Source organism: Candidatus Proelusimicrobium excrementi, from assembly GCF_937881865.1.
Lineage (GTDB): Bacteria > Elusimicrobiota > Elusimicrobia > Elusimicrobiales > Elusimicrobiaceae > Proelusimicrobium > Proelusimicrobium excrementi.
On record NZ_CALGEO010000111.1, the window covers coordinates 1 to 22,452 of the forward strand.

Sequence of the window (22,452 nt, forward strand, 5' to 3'; positions counted from 1 at the left end):
CCTGATTTCACTTCCCCCTCCACCACAACTACAAGCTTTGAAAGGCCCGCTATCAGGCGGTTGCGCCTTGGAAAATGCTGCGCCAAAGGAGGAGCGTCAAAAGGAAGTTCCGATATTATCGCGCCGCCGGTATCAAGTATGCCGCGGGCGAGCTCCCTGTTTTCCGCCGGATAACATCTGCCTATGCCCGTACCGATAAGAGCAAGCGTAGGTTTGCCGTTTCTGACGGCGGCGGAATGAACCGCGGTATCTACGCCTCTTGCCAAACCGCTGACTAAAATTACGCCGGCCAAGGCCAAATCTTCCGCCAGTTTAGAGGCGGCCCTTCTGCCGTAAGGCGTTATTTTGCGAGTGCCGACCATTGCCGCGTTTGCACTGTTCTCGGCCGGCAATACTCCCCTCACATATAAAACCAAAGGCGGTTCTTTTATGCTTAAAAGTTCCTCGGGGTAGCCTTCTTCCCCTTTAAAATAAATTTTGCCGTTTACTTTATCCGTTTTTTCAAGTTCTGCTTCGGCGTCCAGACGGGATGCCGTCTCCAAAAATTTTGAAGCGGTTTCAAGGGAAATTTTACCCTCTTCGCTCAAACGTTCCGGCTTTTGTTTGAGGATTTCACACGGAGAAGAAAAAATCTCCAGCAGACGGCCAAGCCAATCGGCCCTTAAAAAGCTGAAAGAGTTTATTTTGATTAAAGCCAGTTTTTCTTCGTATGATAAAGCCATAAGAAACCTATATGTCGCTTACGCCTTTTCTGTCAAAAGGACGGTATTGCATAACTTCTATAATATGCTCTTTTTTAATATTGTCGCTTCCCGCCAAATCCGCTATCGTGCGCGCCGTTTTAAGTATTTTATCCAAGCTTCTGGCGGAAAGGCCCAGCTTTTTCATGGCAAGTTCCAAAACCTCTCCGCCGCCGGGCGGAAGCGGACAGAATTCTTTTATTTCCGAAACCGTCATAAAAGCGTTTGCCGTGGTGGAACCGTTTTTAAAACGTTCTTTCTGCCTTTCACGCGCGGCGATGACGCGCTCCCTTATTTGCGCGCTGGTTTCGCCCTCGGATTTTTTGTTCCAGTCTTTGTAATCGACGGGGTTTAAATTTACGGTTAAATCTATTCTGTCCAGCAAAGGGCCGGAAACTTTCGACTTATAGCGGCTTATCTGCAAAGGCGTGCAGCTGCACGTTTTTATATTATGGCCGTGATAGCCGCAAGGGCACGGATTCATCGCCGCTATCAAAGTAAATTTAGCCGGGAATGTAAAACTGTCTTTGGCGCGGGATATCGTTACTTTAAAAGTTTCAAGAGGTTCCCTCAGCACTTCTAAAGAGGAACGGGAAAATTCCGCAAATTCGTCAAGGAACAAAACGCCGTTATGCGCAAGGCTGACTTCGCCGGGGCGAGGCGTCTGCCCGCCGCCTATTAAAGCTATATTGGATATCGTATGATGAGGATCCCTGAAAGGCCGTCCCGGAATTTTGCCGTTTTTGCCCAAAAGCTTGCATACGGAATAAATCTGTAAAATATCCAGCCGCTCTTCCTTGGTTAAAGGCGGCAAAATGCCCGCAAAACGCTTGGCCAGCATACTTTTACCCGTACCGGGCGGGCCGACCAAAAGCACATTATGGCCGCCGGCCGCGGCTATTTCCAAAGCTCTTTTGGCCAAGGCCTGGCCTTTGACTTCGCTGAAATCGCCGGCGGCAGCTTCGGGCAAAAAATCGTTATCCTCGGCCGGTGCGCACGCCGGGAATTCCGCCCGGCCTTCCAGCATATCAACGGTTTGCTTTAAGCTTACCGCGCCGAAAGCTTCCACGCCGGCATAGGCGGCTTCGGAGGAGTTGTCAAAAGGAATTACGGCTTTGCGGCGTTTGCCTTTTTTAAGCGATATAAGCATAGGCAGCACTCCGCCGCAGGAATGCGTTTTCCCGTTAAGGCCGAGAGAACCTATAAAAACCTTTTCGGAAGCTTTGGCTGAGGCTTCTTTGCTCAGCTGGCCGCTGGCCGAAAGTATGCCCAAAGCTATCGGCAAATCAAAATGCGCGCCGGCTTTTTTAACTTCGGCCGGCGCAAGATTGACCGTAATTTTTTTTAAAGGGACGTCGAAACCGCTGTTTCTTATGGCGGCCAGCACGCGGTCTTTGGCTTCTTTCACTTCCTGATCCGGCAGGCCGACCAAAGAAAACGACGGCAAACCGGCGGAAATATCGACTTCGACCGAAACCAAAAAACCATCCAAAGCGTTGATACAGCTTGATACTATGCTGGCTAACATAAGATTAAAGGAAAGTCATCTCCACTATTTCGGGGGTAATCCTGTCTATGGAGAAGTTGGAATAATATCTCCTTAAAATCTTGGCCGAAAATTCTTCGGACGTTTTTATGTTGGCCTGAACTTCAAAAGTGGCGTTGGAGTTGGTATATTTAACCAAACTGAAATCTTCCACTTCCCTAAGCTGGCGCATAATATTCTGCATTTCTTCCAAACGTTCTATCGTGTTTACGTCTTTGACTATAAATTTAAAAGTTTTCGCGGAATTTACGGCCATACTTATCGGTTCGGCCGTTTGCGCCCCGGCGTTTTCGCACGCGCCGGTCAAAGCTTTTTGCTGGGCGATTGAAAGCACTCCGTCAAGCCCGGTGAAGCTGTCTGCCGAATCCGTAATAACCTGATAATTGCTGGCCGCGATAACTTTAATGTTAGCCTTGGCTCTTACCGGTTTAAAAGAAGTCGTAAGCTGCGACGCGCTTTCAAGCTCGTCCGCGGCGGCCTCCGCCAGGATTATATATCTTGCGCCTTCCTTTTTGGCTTTGTCGACAACCTGCGTGTAATCTTCCAAATTGTTTTGGCTTAAATTGCCGCCGTCTATCAAAACGTAAGGATAATCCTTCAAAGCTTTGTATATGCCTTGGCGGCAATACTGCTTTAAAGATATTTCACCGTTGACCGTTTCCCTGGAGGCTACAAAAATATTCGTCTTCTTTACATAATCCGCGCTTTGCAGTTCCTTAACTTTGGAGGAAAGCTCGCTTACAAGCACCATAACGCGCGCTTCCCCGTAATAATTTTCCCCTTTTCTGTAAGAAGTCGTCAAATATGATTTCCTGATATAACCGTCCGGGTTATCCATAATTTGTTTTTTGACTTCCGGCGGAAATTCAACCGCGCTGTTTGAGGATAGAAACACTCTTGTGGCTTTTTCAAGCGCGTTAAGTTCCGCCTGCCTGAGGACTTTCTTCTTCATCGCGGATTTGGAAATTTCCTCATAAGGGACCGTGGCGGAAGCCTGGACGTATTCGCCCGCGCCTTTCGGCCCGATATTAAAACGCTGGCACGCCGTAAAAAGCAAAGCACCGCAGCATAAAAGCGTAAGTTTTTTCATGCACACCTCTTATTTAAGAACGTCGCCCAACACTCTTACGTAGGCGCTGGGGTTTTTAATGCTTTCGTCGTTGATTATGCCGCAGCGTATCATCATTACTTCAAGCATGTGGGTAAGGATATCATAGAAATTATCCCTTATGGATTCCTGACAGACGGAAAGCGCAGGGCCCAAAATTATCGCGCCTTTAAGATTTTTATTGTCGCAGATATTGGCTATCTTAAAAGCGGCGGAAATTATATGATCCGTGGAATAGGAGCTCTTCAAAGCGAAGTTAAACCCGCCTTTTATGCCAAGCTCTTTTGCTTTTTGCATTACGCAGAAAGCTATCCATTTAAATTTGTCCGCCTGATCCTGAGGGTAGAAGAAGCCGAAGTTGCCCCAGTCGGTATTCTCGCTCCTGTTGATGCTTACGATATCGGCGAAATCCTTTTTGACGATTTCGCTGTTTTCGTTTTCCCCGTTGACGGCAAGCATTTCGTTGAGGATTTGCTCATGGGACATTTGTATAAGCCCGCTGTTGTTGATTCGGCGGCTTAAGACCTTCGCCCTTTTGATGTTTCTGGCGACGGAGCCCAAATTTACTTTGTCGAAATTAAGGAAACCTTGGGATTGTATGTCGTTCAAGCCCAGCTCCGCGTCTTCCATCATTCTGGCGTATATTTTGGAGAAGTGCTGCTGGCGCGGATGTTTCAGTTCCGAAACCCAGCCCTGATCCAAGCGGAAGCGGACGAGTTCTTCAAAACGCGCCAAACTTTCCGGCGGATATTTTGAAGAAATAAGGATTTGCTTCTTTTCCTGCAGGAAGCGGTTAAGCACGCGGGAGATAAATTCCCTGTTGTGTTCGTTGACGGCGGTAAGGTGGATATCGTCGATAATCAGCACTTCTACGGAGGAGAAGAAATCCTCCAAATGTTTCATATTGCCTTCTTCAACGTATCTTTGCACGCCTCTTGAAAAGCGCACGCCGTTTGTAAAGAAAATCTTTTCCTGACCGATTTTCATGGCAAGTTCATAGCCCATTGCGTTAAGGAAATGCGTCTTGCCGGTTCCGCTGTCGCCATACACCATAAACGGGTTGTGCATAGTGCCGATATTATCTATGACGCTCATGGCCGTAGCATGGGCAAAACGGTTGGAAGCCATATCCATTTTGTCAAAAGTAAACAAAGGATTTAAAGGAATTTCCAAAGGCCAGTTGTTCCTTTTGTAAACTTGTCCGGCGGAAACCAAAATCGTATGATCCACCATAGTCGCCGCACGCGGAGCCGGGGCCGCATGCTGCTGTGCGGGAGATGAAACCGGCCTTTGCACCGGCGCATGAGCCGGGCCCGAGCCTGGAGCTTGAACATGATTTACCGCAGGCCTCGGCGCGGCGGGACGCGGCGGCATTCCCGGAACTGCGGGCCTTGGCGCGGAAGGAGCGTTAACCTTGGGAGGAACCGGCGCGGCGGGCGCTTTGGGAGCGGGCGGAACCGCTTGTCCCGGTGCGGACGGTCTGTTCAATTTATTATTGTTAAAATCGTCTTGTGTCATATCAGTTTTTATCTCCCCATTAAGTATTTGTTTTTCAATTCTTTCTCTTATTTGTTTTGCAAAATCGTTTTCGACATATCCTGAAGCCTGAGCCGCAGGCGGCTTGGGCGCGGAAGGAGGCGCGGGCGGTTTGGGCGGAGTCTTTAAAGCCGGGGCCGGCACAGCCGCAGGTTCCTGCGATGCCGCAGAAAAACTTTCCGGTGCGTTTTCCATTACAGTTTCTGCCACAGGCTCCGCATTAAAAGCAACGGCTTCGGCCGGGGTCGCCGCAGGGGCGGAAACATTCTCAGCGGAAACTTCCACTGGGCTTTGGTATTCGCCCTCTTGGGCAGCCGGCGTATCAAAAATATTTACGGCTTCGGCCTTAGGCTGAGCCTCTTTTTCTTCCTCGGGAAGACTAGGCTCTTCATAAGAAGACTGCACCGGGGCTGAAGCAAAAACATTTTCTTCCCGGACGTCCATTTCCTGGGGATGAACCTCGTTGGGAGTATCAGTCTGCGGCGGATTTAAGAAACTTTCGCCGTCGTTAAGTTCCGTTACGTTGGTTTCTATGCTGTCGGCCTGCTCGGCGGCGTCGGCAAAAGCCGCACTCATATCAAAAGCCTGAGATTTAGCTTCCTGCACCGGGGCAGCACCTTTTTTAAGATCGATTATTCCGTTTGGATTGGGAAGATTCTCGGCCGGGGCGGACATCCTTTCATTTTCCGCGGCGACGGCTTCTTCTTCCAAAATTACCGGCGCAGGCTTTGAAGGTTTAACCGGCGCGGGCGCAGCAACTTGCGGTCTTTCCTCCGCCGCGGCCTGCTCCGCTTTTACGGCGGGCTTAGGCATTGCCGGCTTTGCCATATTCTTGCCGAAAGCCGGAGGCGCGGCTACAAAAGGTTTTTTTGCGGACGAACCGTTATCGGCCGAAGGTTTAAATGCGTTGGAAGTAAATATAAAAGGAGTCTGCGTGGTCTGGGCCGTATCCCCGCGCGCGGTATTTTGAGGCGCGGCAGGCTTTTGCACGCTGGGCCTGATTACGGGTTCTTCGTTTGCTTTCCCGGACGGCTGAGCCTGAGGCGTTTCCGTCTGAAGACTTTGCGGAGCGGAAACTTCCTCTTTGGCCTGCGCTTTGGCGGGTTCGGGAGGATTTTGTTTTACCACCGAAGGGGCCGGCTTCTCGGAAGAAGACAAAAGATTAGGCACATCCATAAAATCTTCGAAATTGCCTAAAGTTTTTTTCTCCGGCGGCATTACGGGCGTCTTCGCGGAAGACGTAAGGGCCGGGGCCGCACCGCCCTGCAAAATTTCATCTACTTTATTTTGTCCGCCCGTTTCCTCAGGGTCGGCGTAAAATTCGCATATGGTTTCCGCGGCAAAAATATCGTCCACTTCTATCTTAGCGGAAAGGTCGTTGTCGGAAACAGGTGCCAAAATTTCGTCTATCGGTACGGCGGATTTGCCTTCCTGAGCTATACTGTGGAAAACGCTCTTAGCGCTCTGCGAAGGAACAGTCTTGGCGGGCTCGGTCTTCGGCGCGAATTCCTCCGTTATTTTTTTGGAACCCAAATTCGCAAACGGATTGGGTGCCGGCGCGGGTGCCTCGGCTTTGGGAGTATTAACATTTTCCGCGGGAACAGCCGCTTGCTGCGCGGGCATAACTTCTGACGCTTTTACGGGCTCCGGCTGTATCTGTTCCGGCAAAGGCGCGGCGGTTTTATGTTCGTGCTTCTTTAGATGATCTGAAGCCTTTGCCGCTATCCTGCCGAAAAACTTACCAAAAAATCCACCTATTTTCTCAGCCTTTTCCGCCATATTATGCGCGCGTCCGCCCGCAGGCGCAACGGCATTGTTCGCCACAGGACGGCTGATTTCGGTTTCGCCTACAGCCGGCATAAATTTATTTGCCGGGGCGGCCGGCTTTGCGGCGGATTCTACCTTTTTGTAAGGATCTTCTATCAATGTTTCTTTGCGCGGCTGTGCGGCTTCGTTTGCAAGCCCGCCCATAAGCCTTAAAGAGGGCTGAGGGGCTGTTTTTACCGTTTCTTCAGGATATTGGCCGCCTATTAAAGTGGCTATGCCCATGGTGGCCGTCTTGGTATTTTTCATTGACATTTTAAAATCTTCATCGGTGTTGTAACTTTTAAGCTTTGTACCTTCGGCGGAACTCAGATTGATAAAAGTACCGTCACCGACGTCGCAGGAATTTTCCAACTCGATATTTAAAGATTCCGCGCTGGCGAAATCCTGCCTTATGGAAAAACTGCCGTCGGATAACTGCACCTTGCCGGTGGAACTTTTTTCCACCGAGCCGAAAATATCGCTTGCGGAAATTTTAGTTTCTTCTTTTTGCGGTTTTACTTCAAAAAAATCTTCCCTCACGCCGCTTGATTTACCGGGAGCCGTTGATGAAACAGCTCTTTCGGGCGCGGCGGCTTGCCGGTGCGGAGTAAAAGCAGGGCGGTTTGGAACTTGAGCTCTTGGCGCGTCTGAAGCGGGGCGACGCGGGGTAAAAAACGCATTTTGCTCTTGTAAAGGCTCTTCCGATATCTGCGCGGGGAAAGCCTCTTCCGAAGATTCTTCCGTACCGGGTGCGCGGCCGAGTATTTCCGTTTCCGGCGAAATTAAATCCAAATCGACGTGTTTTGTTCTTTCGTTTACGTCGCCTTCAATTACAACATGCTGGGAAATTTCTTCTATTTTGATGCGGATTTTTTCCAGCATGCTGTCATCGGTTATATTGTAAAGCTCAAAAACGTGGGTAAAGGGAGGAACCTTTGCGTCTATAAGACGGCAAAACGCCGACAGTCCCGCGGAAATATTTTGCGCAGAATCCTCCGTGCCCTCAACCAAAAGGATGTATATTGAATTATCAGTTAGGGTATTCTCCCTTATTTCCCAACGTTTTATCATAAGCTAATCCGCAACTATTTTAACGCCCGCGCTTGTGCCGAGCCTGCTTGCGCCGGCTTCTATCATTTTAAGGGCGTCTTCTTTGCTCCTGATTCCGCCGGAAGCCTTTACGGCCAGGCCGGAAGCTTCGGCCATGAGTTTTACGTCTTCGGCCTTAGCGCCCGCGTCTGAAAATCCGGTGGAAGTCTTTACAAAATCCACGCCGCATTCGGCGCAAATTTTGCAGACGGTTTTCTTTTCCTCTTCGGTAAGATAAGAAGTTTCAATAATAACCTTAAGCGTTTTGCCTTTGCTTGACTCGCGCACGGCGGCGATATCTTCTTTTACCACGTCAAGCATACCGCTTTTAAGCGCGCCGATATTGATTACCATATCAACTTCGTCCGCGCCTTCTTTTATCGCGAGTTCGGCTTCAAAAGCCTTTACCTTGCTTGCATTGGCGCCCAAAGGGAAACCTATTACCGTACAAACTTTTACGCCGCTGCCTTTAAGCAAATCGGCGCACAAGCTTACCCAAAAAGGATTCACGCATACCGAAGCGAACCCGTATTGAGCCGCTTCCGCGCAAAGCTTGGTTACGTCCTGTTTGGTCGCAACGGCTTTGAGTATGGTGTGATCTATATATTTTGCCAAGTTCATAATTAATTATAGTCGATAATTCTGACGAATTTTTCAGCGATTAAAGCCTGCCCGCCCACGAGCACGCCGTCAACGTCTTCCTTGGCCATAATGGCGTCTACGTTATCGGCTTTTACGCTGCCGCCGTAAAGAATCCTTACAGCGTCCGCGAAATCTTTGCCGAACATTTCCGCAAGGACGGCCCTTATCGCTTTATGAGTTTCCTGAGCCTGCTCGGGAGTGGCGGTTTTGCCGGTGCCGATAGCCCAAACCGGTTCGTAAGCGACGACCATATCTTTAAGCTGTTCAGCCGTAAAACCTTTAAGCCCGTTGACGAGCTGGCCTTTGATTACTTCTTCGGTTTTGCCGCTTTCTCTCTGGTCAAGAGTTTCGCCTACGCAAAAAACGACGACCAAACCGTGTTTTAAAGCGGCGGCTACTTTTTTATTTAAAATTTCATCGGTATCGCCGAACAGGCTTCTTCTTTCGCTGTGGCCCAAAATTACGTGCGTTGCGCCCGCGCCTTTTACCTGAACGGGAGAAATCTGTGAAGTGAACGCGCCTTTATCTTCATAAAAGCAATCCTGTGCGGCAACTTTAAAACCGGTACCGACGGAAGCTTTTACCACGGCGTTAATGCTGGTAAAGCTGGGGGCCACCATAATATCGGCGTTGTTTTTATTTTTGGCGGCTTTTAAACCTTCAATGAGATTTACGGATTCTTCAACGGTATTGTGCATTTTCCAATTACCGGCGATGAAAGGTTTTCTTGACATTGGTAAAACTCCTAAAGAAAATTTTGATACTGCTGATATATATATTATATATATAATATTTAGATTTTAGGAAATTTTGCTTCTTTTGCAAACAATATCCTGCGCGCAAGAACCAAGAAATCCACGCGAACCAAACCCAAAAGCAAAAACAAATGCGGTATTATGCGGAAAAATAAGCGTAAAAAACGCGGCGGAGAATTTTGTTCTACGCCGCGAAGTCAGACAAATTTTAAAGCCGCGTTTACGGGCCGCCCGTTTGGTTATTTGCTCCAGTTAGGCGTAAAAGAATTGCCCCTTATATTGGCTATCAAATGCGGCGCGCTGCCGTCGGCGTCCATAATATAAATCTGGCGTTTGCCGGCGCGCGTTGTGGTAAAGGCTATAAATCTGCCGTCGGGGGACCAAGTGGGGTCCTCGTTCCAGCCGGCGTCGGCCGTAAGCTGGCGCACCTGCGAGCCCGTGATATCCGTTATAAAAATATCTATCGGATGATTGGGCGCCTGCCTGCCGGAAAAAACAATCCAATCGCCGTTGGGTGACCATTGCGGGCTGTCGGTCCAGTTGAATTTGGTTATACGGCGCGCTTCCTGAGTGGCCAAATTCATAATATAAACCTGCGGATTGCCGGAGCGGTTTGAAATAAAAGTTATATATTTGCCGTCGGGCGAGAAGGAAGGCGAACCGTCCACACCGTATTTATCGGTAAGCCTGCGCATCGCGCCGCTGTCCAAATCTTTTATGTAAATATTGGGGTTTTCACCGCGAGAAAGCGTAAGCACCAAGCTTTTGTCATCGGGCGAAACGCCGCCTATCAAATTAAGGCCTCTGGTTTTTATCAAAGGTTTGATTTTGCCTTCTTTCAAATCAATATAATAAACGTCCGGGTTTTTGCGGCGGTAAGTGGTATAAAAAATCTTGCTGGAATCGGAGCTCCACCTCGGCAAAAGGGAAATTGATTTGTCCCTGGTAAGCTTGGTAAGATTATAGCCGTCATAATCAACCATATAAATTTCTTTCCTGCCGGTAGAATCGTTGGCGAAGGCTATCCTCGTATCGGCTATGCCGCGTTTGCCCATAAGCAGTTTGACTATTTGGTCCGCAAGCATATGCGCGCTGCGCCTTAAACTTTTGGAACTGCTTTTAAAATTCTTGGCCAAAATTGCTTTTTGAGATTCGGTATCGTAAAGGAAAGCTTTTATATCCCACTGGCCTTCCGCGCTTTGCGCGATTTCCGCAAACAGCAGATAGTCTATTCCTTCCTTTCTGTATTTGGAAAACAAAGGCCCCAAATTGTTTAAATCGGGCTTGGGCAGATTATCCTGAACGTCAAAATAACGCGAACGAAGCAAATCCGAACGCACTACGGAAGCCAGCTGAGAAGCCGATTGTTTTTCCTCCGCGCTGTTTTCGTTCTTGGCGAAGAAATGCGCCACGCCTATTTTTGGCAAAGCGTTGGGATTGTATTTTGCGGAAAGGCCTATATAGACGTCGCTTTCCCGGGCAAAACACAAAACGGGCAACAGCAACAAAAATGCGGCCGTAAATTTAAGAAATTTCATTGTTATTTTATTTCCCCGATAAGTTTTTTGGCTTCGGCGGCTTCGGTGCTGCCTTTGTAATCCTGAACTACGGATTGAAGATAATTTTTAGCTTCGTCTTTTTTGCCCAAAGGAATTATGCTGCGTGCGTAAATTATGCGCGCCGCGGCGGTATGCTTGCTTTTTGGGAATTTATCCAGCAAAGTGGCGGAAGAAACCGCCGCTTTTTGGTAATCTTCCAAATTAAACAAAGCCTGGGCGAGATAAAGGTAAGACTCTTCTATATTTTGGCCGTTGGGCGCGTTTTGTATATACAAAGCGAAGCCTTTGGCCGCGGAAGCGTATTGCGCCGAGTCCAGCTGGGATTTGGCCTGGGAGTAAATCTCCCCCGGAGGCATTTTATAATCCGAGCCGTCCTTTTCCAATGCGGAGGTAATATTATCCAATTTGGTGGAAATATTATCCAGTTTGTAATCAAAATCTTTTAAGTTTTCGGAAGACTGTACGAGCTGACTCATAAGGTCTTCCATTTGTACGTCCAGGCCGGCTTGGTTCTTTTGGAGATTTTCCAAAGTTTTGTTCAAAGCCGCAACCTGAGTTTTAAGGACTTTTACGTCATCTTGCGTGGCAAAGCAGCCGCACAAAAAGAAAGGGGAGCCAAGCCCCAAAACGGATAATGCCGTTATTTTATTTATCTTCATGGTCAGCTCCCCCAAAAAACTACTGGATTACCGTATCGGCTCTGCGGTTTTTGGCCCAGCACGCATTGGTGTTGTCGGTGCAGACCGGTCTTTCTTTACCGTAAGAGATCGTGTAAACTTCGTCGGCGTTTAAACCGAGTTTTACATAGTAATCTTTTACTTCTTTGGCTCTTTTGTCGCCCAAAGCGATGTTGTAAGCGATGGTGCCTCTGTCGTCGCAATTACCTTCTACGGTAATCGTTTTTACGCCTTTTACTTTAAGGATTTCGGCGTTGGCTTCAAGTACGGCTCTCGCTTCTTTGGAAAGAGTGTACTGGTTCAAAGCGAAATATACCGGGGCCAAGTTGACGGCTTCGGCTTCAACCACGATTGCGGCTTCTTCATCTTCAATGATGATGGTGTCATCGGCGGAAATTTCTTCCACTGTGCCTACGGTGCCCACATTATCTGCGGCGGCATCGTCTTTTACGTTCTTGCTGCACGCGGTCAAACCGGCGGCCAAAGCAAAAACGAGCATAAACTTAATTACGTTTTTCATTATGTTTCTCTCCTGTTAGTTTTATAACATAATTCTTTTTGATAACATAAATGATATCAGACTTAAGGCCTGATAGTCAATTAACTGTTATTTTACTGCCGTCTGAACTTTACCCCCCCGCAAAATAAAACAGGTCCCTGGGTTCAGACTGTTATTTAGGCAAGCGGCCCGACAAAATCTCCGCAAAAGCGCGGGTAGGCTCAATCTTGCTTAAAATTATTCGCACCGCCGCCGTCATAGGCACGGCCAAAAACGCGCCCGGCACCCCCCAAACCAAGGCCCAAAAAACCAAAGAACCTATTATCGTAACCGGATGCAAATCCATACCGCTGCCCAAAAGCTTCGGCTCCAAAATGCTGCCTATAACAAACTGCATACAGGCGGGTATTATAAGTATTATCCAAAAGCTGGACGTAGGCCCAAACTGCATTAAAGCTATCGGCAGAGGCAAAAGCACCGCTATTATGGAACCGACGTTAGGTATAAAATTCAACATTATCGTAGCCACTATGAACATCAAAGAAAGTTCCAGCCCCACCGCAAAATATACGACACCGACGCAAATGCCGGTTAATATGGAAACTATAATATGTATATAAAGATATGCGGAAATTTTATTTTGTATTTCTTTTATCACAACATTTGTTATCTTTGCTCTGCCGGAACCCAAAAGCAGAAAAAACACAAAAATTACAACCATTGAAAAGTAAGAAAACACTTTTACGGCGTTTGCGCCCAAACTCTTAAAAAAGTTTACAGAACCCGGCCCGGTAAGCATGGTTTGCAGGCTTTTAAGCTCAAGCATATCATCGGGCAGTGGTATTTTGTAACTGCGGATAAGATCCGCCAAGCGGTTGAAAGATTCCACCAGCTTGGCCTGATATACGCCGAAGCTCTGCGCGAAATTGCTTATCGAATTGCTTATAAATATAACGATAAGAACCAAAGGCACCAAAACTATCGTGGCGGCGACTATAATGGCCAGCCAGCGCGGGAATTTGGCCCTGAACCTTAAATACCTTATCAGAGGCGTTATCATGGTGTATATAAAAATGGAAATTACCAAAGGTATAAGTATGCTCTTTGTATAAATAAGAGCGGCTACAAGGCATACGACCGCTATCAATATAAGGCAGGCCGTATTTATCTTTCTGTAAACGTCAACGCCGCTTTCAAGCGTTTGAAGACTGTTTTTTTGCGGCGCTGATTTCATAAATATTTCTCCATATCCCTTATTAGAAATAATACCCGGCTTGTTATTTTAGTCAAGTCCTCGCAGGAGGCTTCCAAAAGCCACCAGTTGAGCCTCATAGGAACGTCTTTTGCCAAAGTCTGTATATTTTTGACTACCGTATAAAGCTCGTCCACCTGACGGTTGAAAGCCAATGCGCTTATATTCATCTGTTTAACGTTCATGCGGCTGTTGGCAGCGAGTTCCGCCTTGTTAAGGCTCCTGAAATAAGCGCGCACGCCCTGCCAAAAATCATTGCTTTCATCGGCAAGAGTTTTAAGCTCAAGCACGGCGGCGCGGAATTCCTCCTGAAAGCTTAAGTCTTTCACCGGCACGCGGCGGCGGTATTGCTTATAAATAACTTCCAAACGGTCATAATATCCGCGCAGTTTAACGTTAAGACCGTGCAAAGAAGACGAAGATTTTTCAATCTCCTCCGCCATCCGTTTTACAGTTTCTTCCGGGGTCGAAGTCATTGTTTTGGAAACCTTAAAGAAATTATAGTCCCTATTCCGTACTGGGAACGTACGGATATGGTGCCGTTATGGGCGTTCATAATCAGTTTGACCAAAGCCAACCCCAATCCCCAGCCTTCTATCTGGCCGGTAAAGAAATCGTCAACCTGATAAAACTTTTCAAAAATAAGGCTTATGTCTTCTTCCTTAATTCCGACGCCGTTATCGGCTACGGCAAGGATATTTTTATCGCCTTCTTCATAATAGAAAAGCTTTATCTTTTTTACGGTATTGTTGTTAAATTTTATGGAGTTATCAAGCAATTCTTCCAAAGCTATAGAAACCAAAGCTTTATCGGCGAAGATGTGAGCGTCTTCAGGGCATTTGATGTCTATGGCTGGGCCTTGGCGGCGGATTGTCGCGTCGGAAGACATTATGCTTAAAGCGTCATCCCTTAAAACGCAGGAAGCCGCCGCGGAGGAAAACAAACCTTTAACGTTTACTTCCTGTTTTTTTACGTCCTCTTTGGACAAATCGCTGACTCCGCTGAAGCGAACGAGTTTATCTATCAGTATGGCAAGCTTTTCGCCCTGTTTGCTTATATCGCTTAAAGCTTTGGCGTTGAAAGTATCTTTTTCTTCCGGCTTTAACTGGGATAAAATGGCCTCGGTATATCCGTTTATAATGGAAAGAGGCGTTTTAAGTTTGTGCGAAACCAAAGAAAGCACTCTTGACGCCGGATCCACCTTTTTATCGCTTTTTAAATCCTGCGGCATAACACCCTCTCACAGACCCAAGCTCAAACCCACGCCGAAAATATCGGAATCCGTTTGATTGGGTATAAACACATGGTTGTAAGAAAGCCTCAAAGAAGCCTTCGCGCTTACCAAAACATTGGTGCTCATAAGCAAAGAATGCCTGGGGTCGTCGTCATGCATATCAATATAGCGGTAGGAAATAAAAGTTTCCGCGCGGTTTTCTTCGGAACGCCAAGTGGCCTTAATCCCGCCGGAAGCCCTCGGCAACCCCAGCATATAATCTATCGTTCCCAAATCGGCGAGTTCGGCCTGATTGAAAACGCCCCTTATCGATTTTACGCCTTCCAGCCCGGAAAGATACTGATATACGCTGCCAGACAAGTTAAAAAGATAAACGCCGAAGAAGTTGGAAACCAAACCGGCTTCATACGCCGATTGGACGAATGTGTCCTTTTCCGTAAGAACGCCGTTTTTAAGCACGTCCGCTTTCTGCGATACTATGCCCGCGCTTAAATAACCCTCTGCGGCGGTTCCGTCAATCTCGTTCATTTTAATCGTGGAAGAAAACATCAGCTTTCCGCCGTATGCCCAGGAACCGTTTGCATTATCCGGCAGGAAGAACGGCACCGCCCTTATTGAAAGGGAATCGGACGTAAAACCAAACGGCATTCGCAAAGCATAGATGTGATTGTCAAAATCCTTATGTTCGGTAACGTCAAACTCCGCACCGACAAAAAACTGACGCGCCGGAGCGAAAGATATCGCCGCGCTGTTGCGCCAAAACCTGGAATTGTGAGTGTAGTTATCCGCTACGCTGAACGCAAAAACAGGCGTTAAAGTCAAAACAAAAATAAAAATGGAAATAAGTTTTTTCATATATTAACAGAATAGCAAAAAAATTATGAGAAGAAAAACCTATTTTAGCCAAAAAGCGCGCCCAAGTTAAATTTAGTAAAATTAATTAATATGAAAAAACACCTTTTTATCGTTTCTTTATTTTTGGCTTCCGCTTTGAACGCGGCCGTAATCGAAAGAGGCCCTTTCGTGGAAGATCCGGCGCAGACCACCGCCGTAATAAAATGGACTGCCGACGCGCCCTCCCCCGCTTGGGTTGAATACGGACCGGAAGGCAAATGTTCCCAGCTGATGGCGATATCTTCAAGAAAAAGGAATCACTCCCTTACCCTGCACGGGCTTATACCGAATACAAAATTCTGCTATAAAGTTTACGTGGAAAACAATTCCGGCACCGGCGTGCAGGAAGCAAAAACAGGCACATTCAGAACTTTATTTACGCCCGAAAGGAAAATAGTCAACTTTTTGGTCGTCGGCAATACGGCCGATCCGCAGGGAACCGCCGCCGAAATGAAAAGACGCATGGCGCAAAGCATGGCCGAACATCCGGCGGACTTTTTGATACATACGGGCGATATCGCCGCCGGCGGAAGCATAGCCGCCGCCGATGAAGAATTTTTTAAACCGTATCAAAAGGTTTTATCCGATGCGCCGCTTTTAGTCGCGCTCGGCGAAGAAGAATACGGCGAGAACCGTTCCAACGCGGACGGCAAAGGCTTCCTTGCCGCAAATTACAAAAGGGTTCATTCCATGCCGTGGAGCAAAGGAACGCCGAATTACTATTATATAGACACGGCCAACGCCCGCATATTTTTTATTGACACCAACAATATGTATGACGCTCTAACCGCGCCGGCGATAAACCAAAAATCGCCGCAGTATATTTGGCTTAGGGACTCTTTGGCGAAAACCGCCGGAGGAAAATGGAAAATAGTGGTAATGCATCATCCCGTATACTCCAGCGGGAAAGAAGAAGACCGCTTAAGCCAGGTTTTGGCACCTTTGTTTGAAGCGCAAAAAGTAAATCTTGTAATACAAGGCCACCAAGGCGCATATGAAAGAACAAAACCGATATACCGCGCCGAACCGGCCAAAAGCGGACCGATTTATATAACGGTCGGCGGAAGCGGAAAATTCTTTGAGGAATCTTCTTATAATAATGACTGGAGCAATAAATATTACGCAACTCCGCACTTTGCATATATCAGCATTATAGACAGAAAATTATCCCTCAGAACGTTCACGCACGACAATAAAAGAATAGACGCTTTAGATATTTACTTTTAGTTTTTCTTTTAGTTTGCTATAATATTTAAGCAGAGTTTAATTGCAGTAAACAGATTTAAGCCCAGTTGGCGCAGCGGTAGCGCGTTCCCTTGACATGGGAAAGGTCACAGGTTCAATCCCTGTACTGGGCACCATTTACGACCACCCGAACGGGTGGTTTTTTATTGAGCGGGTGATACTTTCATGCGTTTTAAAAGCTAAATCAAAGATATACAATATAATTAAGGAGTTTAAAATGAGTATTTTTGAAGCTTTGATGATGTTTGGCTTCGGCCTTGCATGGCCGTTTAATATTTATCGCTCGATAAAAACGAAAACCGCCGCGGGGAAAAGCTTTCTCTTCATGATAACCATAGAACTGGCCTATATCTGCGGCATGATACATAAAGTGCTTTACAGTTTTGATTTGGTGTTTTGGCTTTACGTGCTAAACTTCCTTATGGTGCTTACGGATATAATCTTAATGGCGAGAAACACCCGCATAGACGTATACCGCAAATACCGCAGGCAGATATTGGAAAAACGCGCCGCCGTACAAAAATAAAACACTTTTTGTTTTGATACAAATTTAAAGCCGGCTTTTAAGGCCGGCTTTGTCATTTTATGGCTGCGTCAAGCTTTCGTCACTAAAAATTCCATAACTCTTTTCCTGCGGAATTTGCGCGGCTCCACAAGCAAACCGTCGCCCTTTATCCTGCCGCCGCCGCTTACGGCTTTACCGGTTTTAAGTTCGGCCCATTTTTCCAAAGTAATATCAACGGGAACCTCCGCCGGGGCCGTTTCGCCCAATTTATTAAAAACATCCGCCATTTTGGAAGACGAACTGGCTACAAGGCCGTTGCCAAAACGCCTGATATATACCGGGAAGAAATCGTATTCGTCTTCGATATCGCCGACCATTTCTTCAAAAATATCCTCAAGCGTAACTATGCCCGTGATGGTTCCTCCCGAACAGACAAGCGCGATATGCTGGCGCGCTTTAATGAGTTTTTCCATAACCTGGGAAATGGTGCTCTCGGTGGGGAGCTTCAAAATAGGACGCAAAATAGAACGCGCCGTAGCTTTATCCTGAGGGGAGGCTTTAGTAGCCATAAAAATATCTTTAAAATTAAGATATCCTATAATGCTTTGGGGATTATCCTTGCTTTCGCAAACCGGGAAGCGCGTATGCATATCCAAATGCGCTTTTACGAAAGTTTCGGCGATATCGTCATCGGCGTAAAGAGTATAAACCTGGCTCAGAGGGATTTGGATTTCCCCTATTTTACGGCTGCAAAACATCGCGCTGGAAAGGACGATTTTCTCCTCGGTTTTGCCAAACAGTCTTGAGGCCGCCGCCACCGAAGCCGCCGTACGCAAATCTTCCATAGCCGCCGTACGGGAAGCTTCCCCCTCTTCGGAATTTTTAACGCCCTTTCTGGTAAGCAGGCGGACTATGGCTTCCATAATATTGACCACGGGCGAAAGCAGTAAATATAAAACCCTTATCGCCGGGGAAAACATCAATACGACAAATTCATTGTTTTTAATGGCGAAAGTTTTTGGCGTAAGTTCCGCAAAAACAATCGTTATGAAGCTTAAAGGCAAAACCACTATTATGACGGAAAGCGCGTCCGCAGTTCTCTTTGACAGCGAAAACCACTCCCTAAGCAGAGGCGACATTTGCTCGTCCGCGCCCGCGCCGCCCACGGCAGCCGCTACGGCGCCGGCCAAAGTTATTACTATCTGCACCACGGCCAAGCCGCCTTCTATATGCTCTTTCATAAAAAGAGCTGATTTCGCGCCTTTCCTTTTGTCGGCCGCCAAAACGGAAAGTTTTGTTTTGGAAACGGACGCCAGCGCCATTTCATAAGCGGCGAAAAGGGCGTTTACGGCAAGCATTAAAACAATTATTATAAGGGCCATATAATATAGCATCGGAGATTTGCATTTTAACGTCAAGGGGCCGCGTCGGAAATGTTTTTTCTTTCCTTTTAGGCTATACTTTAAAAGAGGTTTACGGAGGATAGATTTATGGACATATTTTCTTTAAGCGCGGCGGGCGTTTTATATTTGCTGCTGCAAATTTGCGTAACAGTGCATATTCTGCTTTTTAAAGACGACGTAAAAAGTTCCATAGGCTGGATAGGGCTTGTTTGGCTGGCACCGCTGCTTGGCAGCGTGATTTACGCGCTTTTCGGCATAAACAGAATAAAACGAAAAGCTCTTTCTTTAAAAAACCCAAAGCGGGATATTCTTAAAATTACGGGGAAAACGCAGGAAGAAATAGAAAAAGAAATCCCTAAAAATCTTCTGCAAATGCTCAAGCTGGGATACAGCGTGCATCCGCAGACTTTCGCTTTAGGCAATAAAATATCCCCGCTTATAAACGGAGATGAAGCTTATCCGCAAATGTGCGCCGCCATAGAAAAAGCCCGTAAAGAAGTGCTTATGGAAAGTTATATCTTTAATAATGACAAAGCAGGACAAATGATACTTTCCGCCGCAAAAAAAGCAAGCGCGGCCGGCGCGAAAATAAAGATAATCGTTGACGGCGTCGGCCTTAATTACAGCCGCCCGAACATAGCGCACGCCGCAAAGAAAATAAACGGGGCGGAGTTTGCGGTTTTTCTGCCTTCCAAAAAGCCGGCCGCTTTGCCTTTCGTAAACTTAAGAAGCCACCGCAAAATAATGATTATCGACGGAGAAACGGCCTTTTTCGGCGGCATGAATATCGCAGAGGGCAATTTGCTTCAAACAAATCCAAAAGAGCCGATACGGGATATAACTTTTAAAATCGAAGGGCCCGTAATAAACCAACTGACGCGCATCTTTATGGAAGACTGGATTTTTGCCGGCGGAAAGCCTTTCAAACCGGCAGTTTTTAGAGAAAATCTTTCTCTTTCCGGCGGGAGCATAGCCCGCGCAATACCGGACGGCCCCGACGGAGATTACGGTAAAGTGGAGCTTATGGTTTTAGGCGCGATAAACTGTGCGGCCGAAAATATAAACATAGTAACCCCTTACTTTTTGCCGGAGGATAATCTTCTTACCGCGCTGGAGCTGGCCGCCATGCGAGGCATAAACACGCAAATAATACTGCCTCAAAAAAGCAATATCTTCGGCATGGATTGGGCCATGCGGGCCAATTTTAACCGGCTTATCAAAAAGGGCGTAAAAATATTTTTGCAAAATCCGCCTTTCGACCACAGCAAAATAATGACGGCGGACGGAATTTGGTCTTTTATAGGATCTTCCAACTGGGACGAAAGAAGCTTAAAGCTGAACTTTGAAGCCAATATGGAGATAATAGATAAAAAACTGGCCGGGCAGCTGGATAAAATCATAGAAAGCAAAAAGGCGTCGTCCGAACAAATCCGTTTGCAAAATTATTCCATGCCGGAGCGGCTCTTAAATAACGCTTTTAAACTGCTTACGCCTTATTACTAGCGGCCGATAACGGCGGCGCGGACTTTTTTAAGAGGCCTTTTGACAAAAGCCAAAACCGGCAGATTTATCACCCTTCTTACAAAATACATGGGGTTTACGCGCCAGCGCGAACCAAGCCGCTTTTTAAAGCTTTTGGAGTAAGGATATTTGCAGAGCCAGCCGCAAAATTCCGGCCAGTCGCGTTTTTCGTTTTTGTTTAAAACGAAAAGCGGCGGAATCGAAGAAGGAGCGATATATCTTTTAACCGCGGAAAGAAAAGCGTTTTTAACTTTGGGCTGATTTCTAAAAAGTTCTTCCGCTATAATATAAAGCCCTTTAAATTCCATAGTAAGCCTGTAAATGGCCGAGCGTTCTTTTACAAGAGAATCGTTTTGCGTGCGGAGATTAACCAAAGGACGTTTTAAAACTTTAAATTTGGCGTTGAAGTTTTTAAAAGACCACAACAAATATATATGTATCCAGCCCAGCCCGCTTACGCGCTGCCCGCCCTTTACTTTAAGGGCCAAACTCCTGTTAAACACGCATCCGCCGATATAGCCGAAAAGCCCCCCGTTGGAAACCACCGCCCTGAGATAACGCATAAGTTCGGCGTCGCTGCCCATGTGGACGACTTTCCCGTCTTTTAAACCTTTTGTAAGGGTCCATTGCTCCAAAAATCTTAATTTGGAGTCGCAAAGGTTCAGGCCGCAGGTATAAAAATCATACCCGCTTTTTATATTGCGCAAAACAAACCCGACCGAACCCGGCAGCAAAGCGTCGTCGTCGCCGAGTATCCAGCAATATTTTCCTTTCGCGCGGCTTATACAGTTAAGGACGTTCCTGTCAAAACCGACGTTAATGTCGTTCTTATAGTAAGACAGGTTTTTATAACGTTCCTGATATTCTTTTACTATGCGGTGCGTGTCGTCGTAAGAGTTATTATCGCTGATCACCACTTCCACGCCGTCGAAAACGGCCTGTTTAAAAATACTGTCCAGCATTACCGGCAGATATTCCGCGCGGTTGCAGGTGGGAATACAAATTGAAAGTTCCGTCATACTACATTACTGTTTCCAAAAGTTTAAAGTTATTATCTATTATATTAAAATATGCGCGCGCTCCGCTTTGCAAAAAGCCGAAATCAAGCTTATGCAGACGGGCGGGCGTTTCGCTTGCGGCCATAGCCGCGCCGCCAATGCCAAGCCCCCATTTGCTTAAATTTTCCATACCTTTAAGCATAGTTAAGGCCGAGCCGGCCACGACTCCGTCGCTGACTCGCCTGAATACTCCGCCCTGCAGGAGGACTTCCTCCCCGTTTGCCTTGCCGCCTTTTGTGCCGGCGGGGCTTAAAGCGTCCGTAACCAATACGAAATCTTCCGGCTTTTTAAGGCGCGTTACCATACGGACGATTTCCGGGCAGACGTGTACTCCGTCGGCGATAAGTTCAAAGCTGAATTTATCGGTAAGCACCACCGCGCCCGCCGCGCCCGGATCCCTGTGGCCGATACCTCGCATGGCGTTAAATAAATGCGTGGCGTGCCTTATACCCATTTCTACGCCTTTAAGCATTTCTTTATAGCTGGCGTCGGTATGCCCGGCCTGGGGCACAATATTATGGGCGAGGCAAAATTCAACAATTTCCTCTATTCCTTCCCTTTCCGGGGCCAAAGTTACGGCGGCTATTTTGCCTTCGGAAGCCTCATACAAAGCTTTCATAAGATTAATATCTGGTTTGGCGGCGGCTTCGGGCTTCATTACCCCGAGCTTTTTCGGCGAAATAAAAGGCCCTTCAAGATGAAGACCGATAATTTTTGCGCCCTTTTCCTTACCGATGAGAGGAACCGCCGCTTTTATATTTTTAATCATTACTTCGGGGACATTGGGGTAAATGGTAGGCAAAAACGCGCCGACGCCTTCTTTTGCCAAGGCTTCCGACATTAAAAGTATTTCTTCCGAATTGAACAAATCGGTGCCGTGCCCGCCGAAACCGTGTATATGGGTGTCGACAAAGACGGGCGTAATATACGCGCCTTTTAAATCTTTTACTTCGCCTTCCGGCAGGTTTTCTGGACGGCGCAGAACATCCGCTATAAAACCGTTTTCCGTTACAAGCGCGCCGTCAAAACATTCTCCGCCACGGCATATTTTGGCGTTGGAGTAAATCTTTTTCATAAGTTTAATCCGCTTTGCTCCCACACGAACCCAAAGAACAAGCGCGGAACTTAGCCATGGAAGCCGAACTCACCTGGCTTAAAGCTTTGGGATCAGCCAAAATGTAACTGTTATTATGCAGCCTTAGCGCGCTTACCGGCCATTGCGTTGAAATATTACCTTCAACCGCGCGGTATAATGCTTCGGACTTAGTTTCCCCGGAAGCTAAAATAATAATTTCTTTGGATTTTAAAATCGTGCCCATGCCCATGGTAAAAGCGTATTCGGGCACGGCGTTGATATTCCCGCCGAAAAAGCGGGAATTTGCT

The 22,452-nt window shown here is 47.1% G+C and carries 19 protein-coding genes, 1 tRNA gene and 1 pseudogene; 4 read left to right on the forward strand and 17 right to left on the reverse strand.

The features are described 5' to 3' along the window. The 13 genes from ACQY26_RS04980 to ACQY26_RS05040 form a co-directional block, all read right to left on the reverse strand. A partial coding sequence (locus ACQY26_RS04980; protein ID WP_428048037.1) for a DNA-processing protein DprA occupies positions 1–722 on the reverse strand: 722 nt, incomplete at its 3' end. A 7-nt stretch (positions 723–729) separates the two neighbouring features. Beyond that, on the reverse strand, positions 730–2,268 hold the full coding sequence (locus tag ACQY26_RS04985; protein WP_428048038.1) for a YifB family Mg chelatase-like AAA ATPase: 1,539 nt from the start codon (positions 2,266–2,268) through the stop codon (positions 730–732). A gap of 4 nt (positions 2,269–2,272) precedes the next feature. Further along, on the reverse strand, positions 2,273–3,376 hold the full coding sequence (locus ACQY26_RS04990; RefSeq protein ID WP_428048039.1) for a hypothetical protein: 1,104 nt from the start codon (positions 3,374–3,376) through the stop codon (positions 2,273–2,275). 9 nt (positions 3,377–3,385) lie between these two features. Next, entirely contained in the window at positions 3,386–7,807 is a 4,422-nt protein-coding gene (locus tag ACQY26_RS04995; protein WP_428048040.1) for a DnaA ATPase domain-containing protein, read from the reverse strand. 3 nt (positions 7,808–7,810) lie between these two features. Continuing rightward, entirely contained in the window at positions 7,811–8,446 is a 636-nt protein-coding gene (gene deoC, locus ACQY26_RS05000; RefSeq protein ID WP_428048042.1) for a deoxyribose-phosphate aldolase, read from the reverse strand. Positions 8,447–8,448: 2 nt separating this feature from the next. After that, entirely contained in the window at positions 8,449–9,201 is a 753-nt protein-coding gene (gene tpiA / locus ACQY26_RS05005) for a triose-phosphate isomerase (RefSeq protein ID WP_428048043.1), read from the reverse strand. Between the two features lie 260 nt (positions 9,202–9,461). Beyond that, positions 9,462–10,760, reverse strand: a complete 1,299-nt coding sequence (locus ACQY26_RS05010; protein ID WP_428048044.1) for a hypothetical protein — start codon at positions 10,758–10,760, stop codon at positions 9,462–9,464. 2 nt (positions 10,761–10,762) lie between these two features. Continuing rightward, entirely contained in the window at positions 10,763–11,440 is a 678-nt protein-coding gene (locus ACQY26_RS05015; RefSeq protein WP_428048045.1) for a tetratricopeptide repeat protein, read from the reverse strand. A gap of 19 nt (positions 11,441–11,459) precedes the next feature. Next, positions 11,460–11,978 carry an OmpA family protein gene (locus tag ACQY26_RS05020; protein WP_428048046.1) on the reverse strand — a complete coding sequence of 173 codons (519 nt, stop codon included), beginning with the start codon at positions 11,976–11,978 and terminating at the stop codon, positions 11,460–11,462. Between the two features lie 151 nt (positions 11,979–12,129). Next, a complete protein-coding gene (locus ACQY26_RS05025) occupies positions 12,130–13,191 on the reverse strand; it encodes an AI-2E family transporter (RefSeq protein ID WP_428048047.1) in 1,062 nt (353 codons plus the stop codon). Continuing rightward, positions 13,188–13,685, reverse strand: a complete 498-nt coding sequence (locus ACQY26_RS05030) for a hypothetical protein (protein WP_428048048.1) — start codon at positions 13,683–13,685, stop codon at positions 13,188–13,190. Before ACQY26_RS05030 ends, ACQY26_RS05025 begins: the two co-directional genes overlap by 4 nt. Further along, a complete protein-coding gene (locus ACQY26_RS05035) occupies positions 13,682–14,440 on the reverse strand; it encodes a sensor histidine kinase (protein WP_428048049.1) in 759 nt (252 codons plus the stop codon). Before ACQY26_RS05035 ends, ACQY26_RS05030 begins: the two co-directional genes overlap by 4 nt. Before the next feature lie 9 nt (positions 14,441–14,449). Continuing rightward, on the reverse strand, positions 14,450–15,298 hold the full coding sequence (locus ACQY26_RS05040; protein ID WP_428048050.1) for a hypothetical protein: 849 nt from the start codon (positions 15,296–15,298) through the stop codon (positions 14,450–14,452). A 90-nt stretch (positions 15,299–15,388) separates the two neighbouring features. Here ACQY26_RS05040 and ACQY26_RS05045 point away from each other — a divergent pair, with 90 nt between their 5' ends. The 3 genes from ACQY26_RS05045 (at position 15,389) to ACQY26_RS05055 (ending at position 17,108) form a co-directional block, all read left to right on the forward strand. Beyond that, on the forward strand, positions 15,389–16,564 hold the full coding sequence (locus ACQY26_RS05045; protein ID WP_428048051.1) for a metallophosphoesterase: 1,176 nt from the start codon (positions 15,389–15,391) through the stop codon (positions 16,562–16,564). Positions 16,565–16,623: 59 nt separating this feature from the next. Then, positions 16,624–16,698, forward strand: a tRNA-Val gene (locus ACQY26_RS05050). A 101-nt stretch (positions 16,699–16,799) separates the two neighbouring features. After that, entirely contained in the window at positions 16,800–17,108 is a 309-nt protein-coding gene (locus tag ACQY26_RS05055; protein ID WP_428048053.1) for a hypothetical protein, read from the forward strand. A 68-nt stretch (positions 17,109–17,176) separates the two neighbouring features. On the opposite strand, the gene ACQY26_RS05060 is transcribed toward ACQY26_RS05055, so the two are convergent. After that, positions 17,177–18,469 carry a hemolysin family protein gene (locus ACQY26_RS05060; RefSeq protein WP_428048054.1) on the reverse strand — a complete coding sequence of 431 codons (1,293 nt, stop codon included), beginning with the start codon at positions 18,467–18,469 and terminating at the stop codon, positions 17,177–17,179. 108 nt (positions 18,470–18,577) lie between these two features. Between ACQY26_RS05060 and ACQY26_RS05065 the strand changes: the two genes are divergently transcribed. Continuing rightward, positions 18,578–19,993, forward strand: a complete 1,416-nt coding sequence (locus ACQY26_RS05065; protein WP_428048056.1) for a phospholipase D-like domain-containing protein — start codon at positions 18,578–18,580, stop codon at positions 19,991–19,993. Here the strand turns inward: ACQY26_RS05065 and ACQY26_RS05070 are convergent. The 3 genes and pseudogenes from ACQY26_RS05070 to ACQY26_RS05080 form a co-directional block, all read right to left on the reverse strand. Next, positions 19,990–21,030 carry a glycosyltransferase family 2 protein gene (locus ACQY26_RS05070; protein WP_428048057.1) on the reverse strand — a complete coding sequence of 347 codons (1,041 nt, stop codon included), beginning with the start codon at positions 21,028–21,030 and terminating at the stop codon, positions 19,990–19,992. The genes ACQY26_RS05065 and ACQY26_RS05070 overlap by 4 nt on opposite strands. A gap of 1 nt (position 21,031) precedes the next feature. Continuing rightward, a complete protein-coding gene (nagA, locus tag ACQY26_RS05075) occupies positions 21,032–22,144 on the reverse strand; it encodes an N-acetylglucosamine-6-phosphate deacetylase (RefSeq protein ID WP_428048058.1) in 1,113 nt (370 codons plus the stop codon). A gap of 4 nt (positions 22,145–22,148) precedes the next feature. Continuing rightward, positions 22,149–22,452 (reverse strand): annotated as a pseudogene (locus ACQY26_RS05080) (hypothetical protein); the annotation flags it as partial.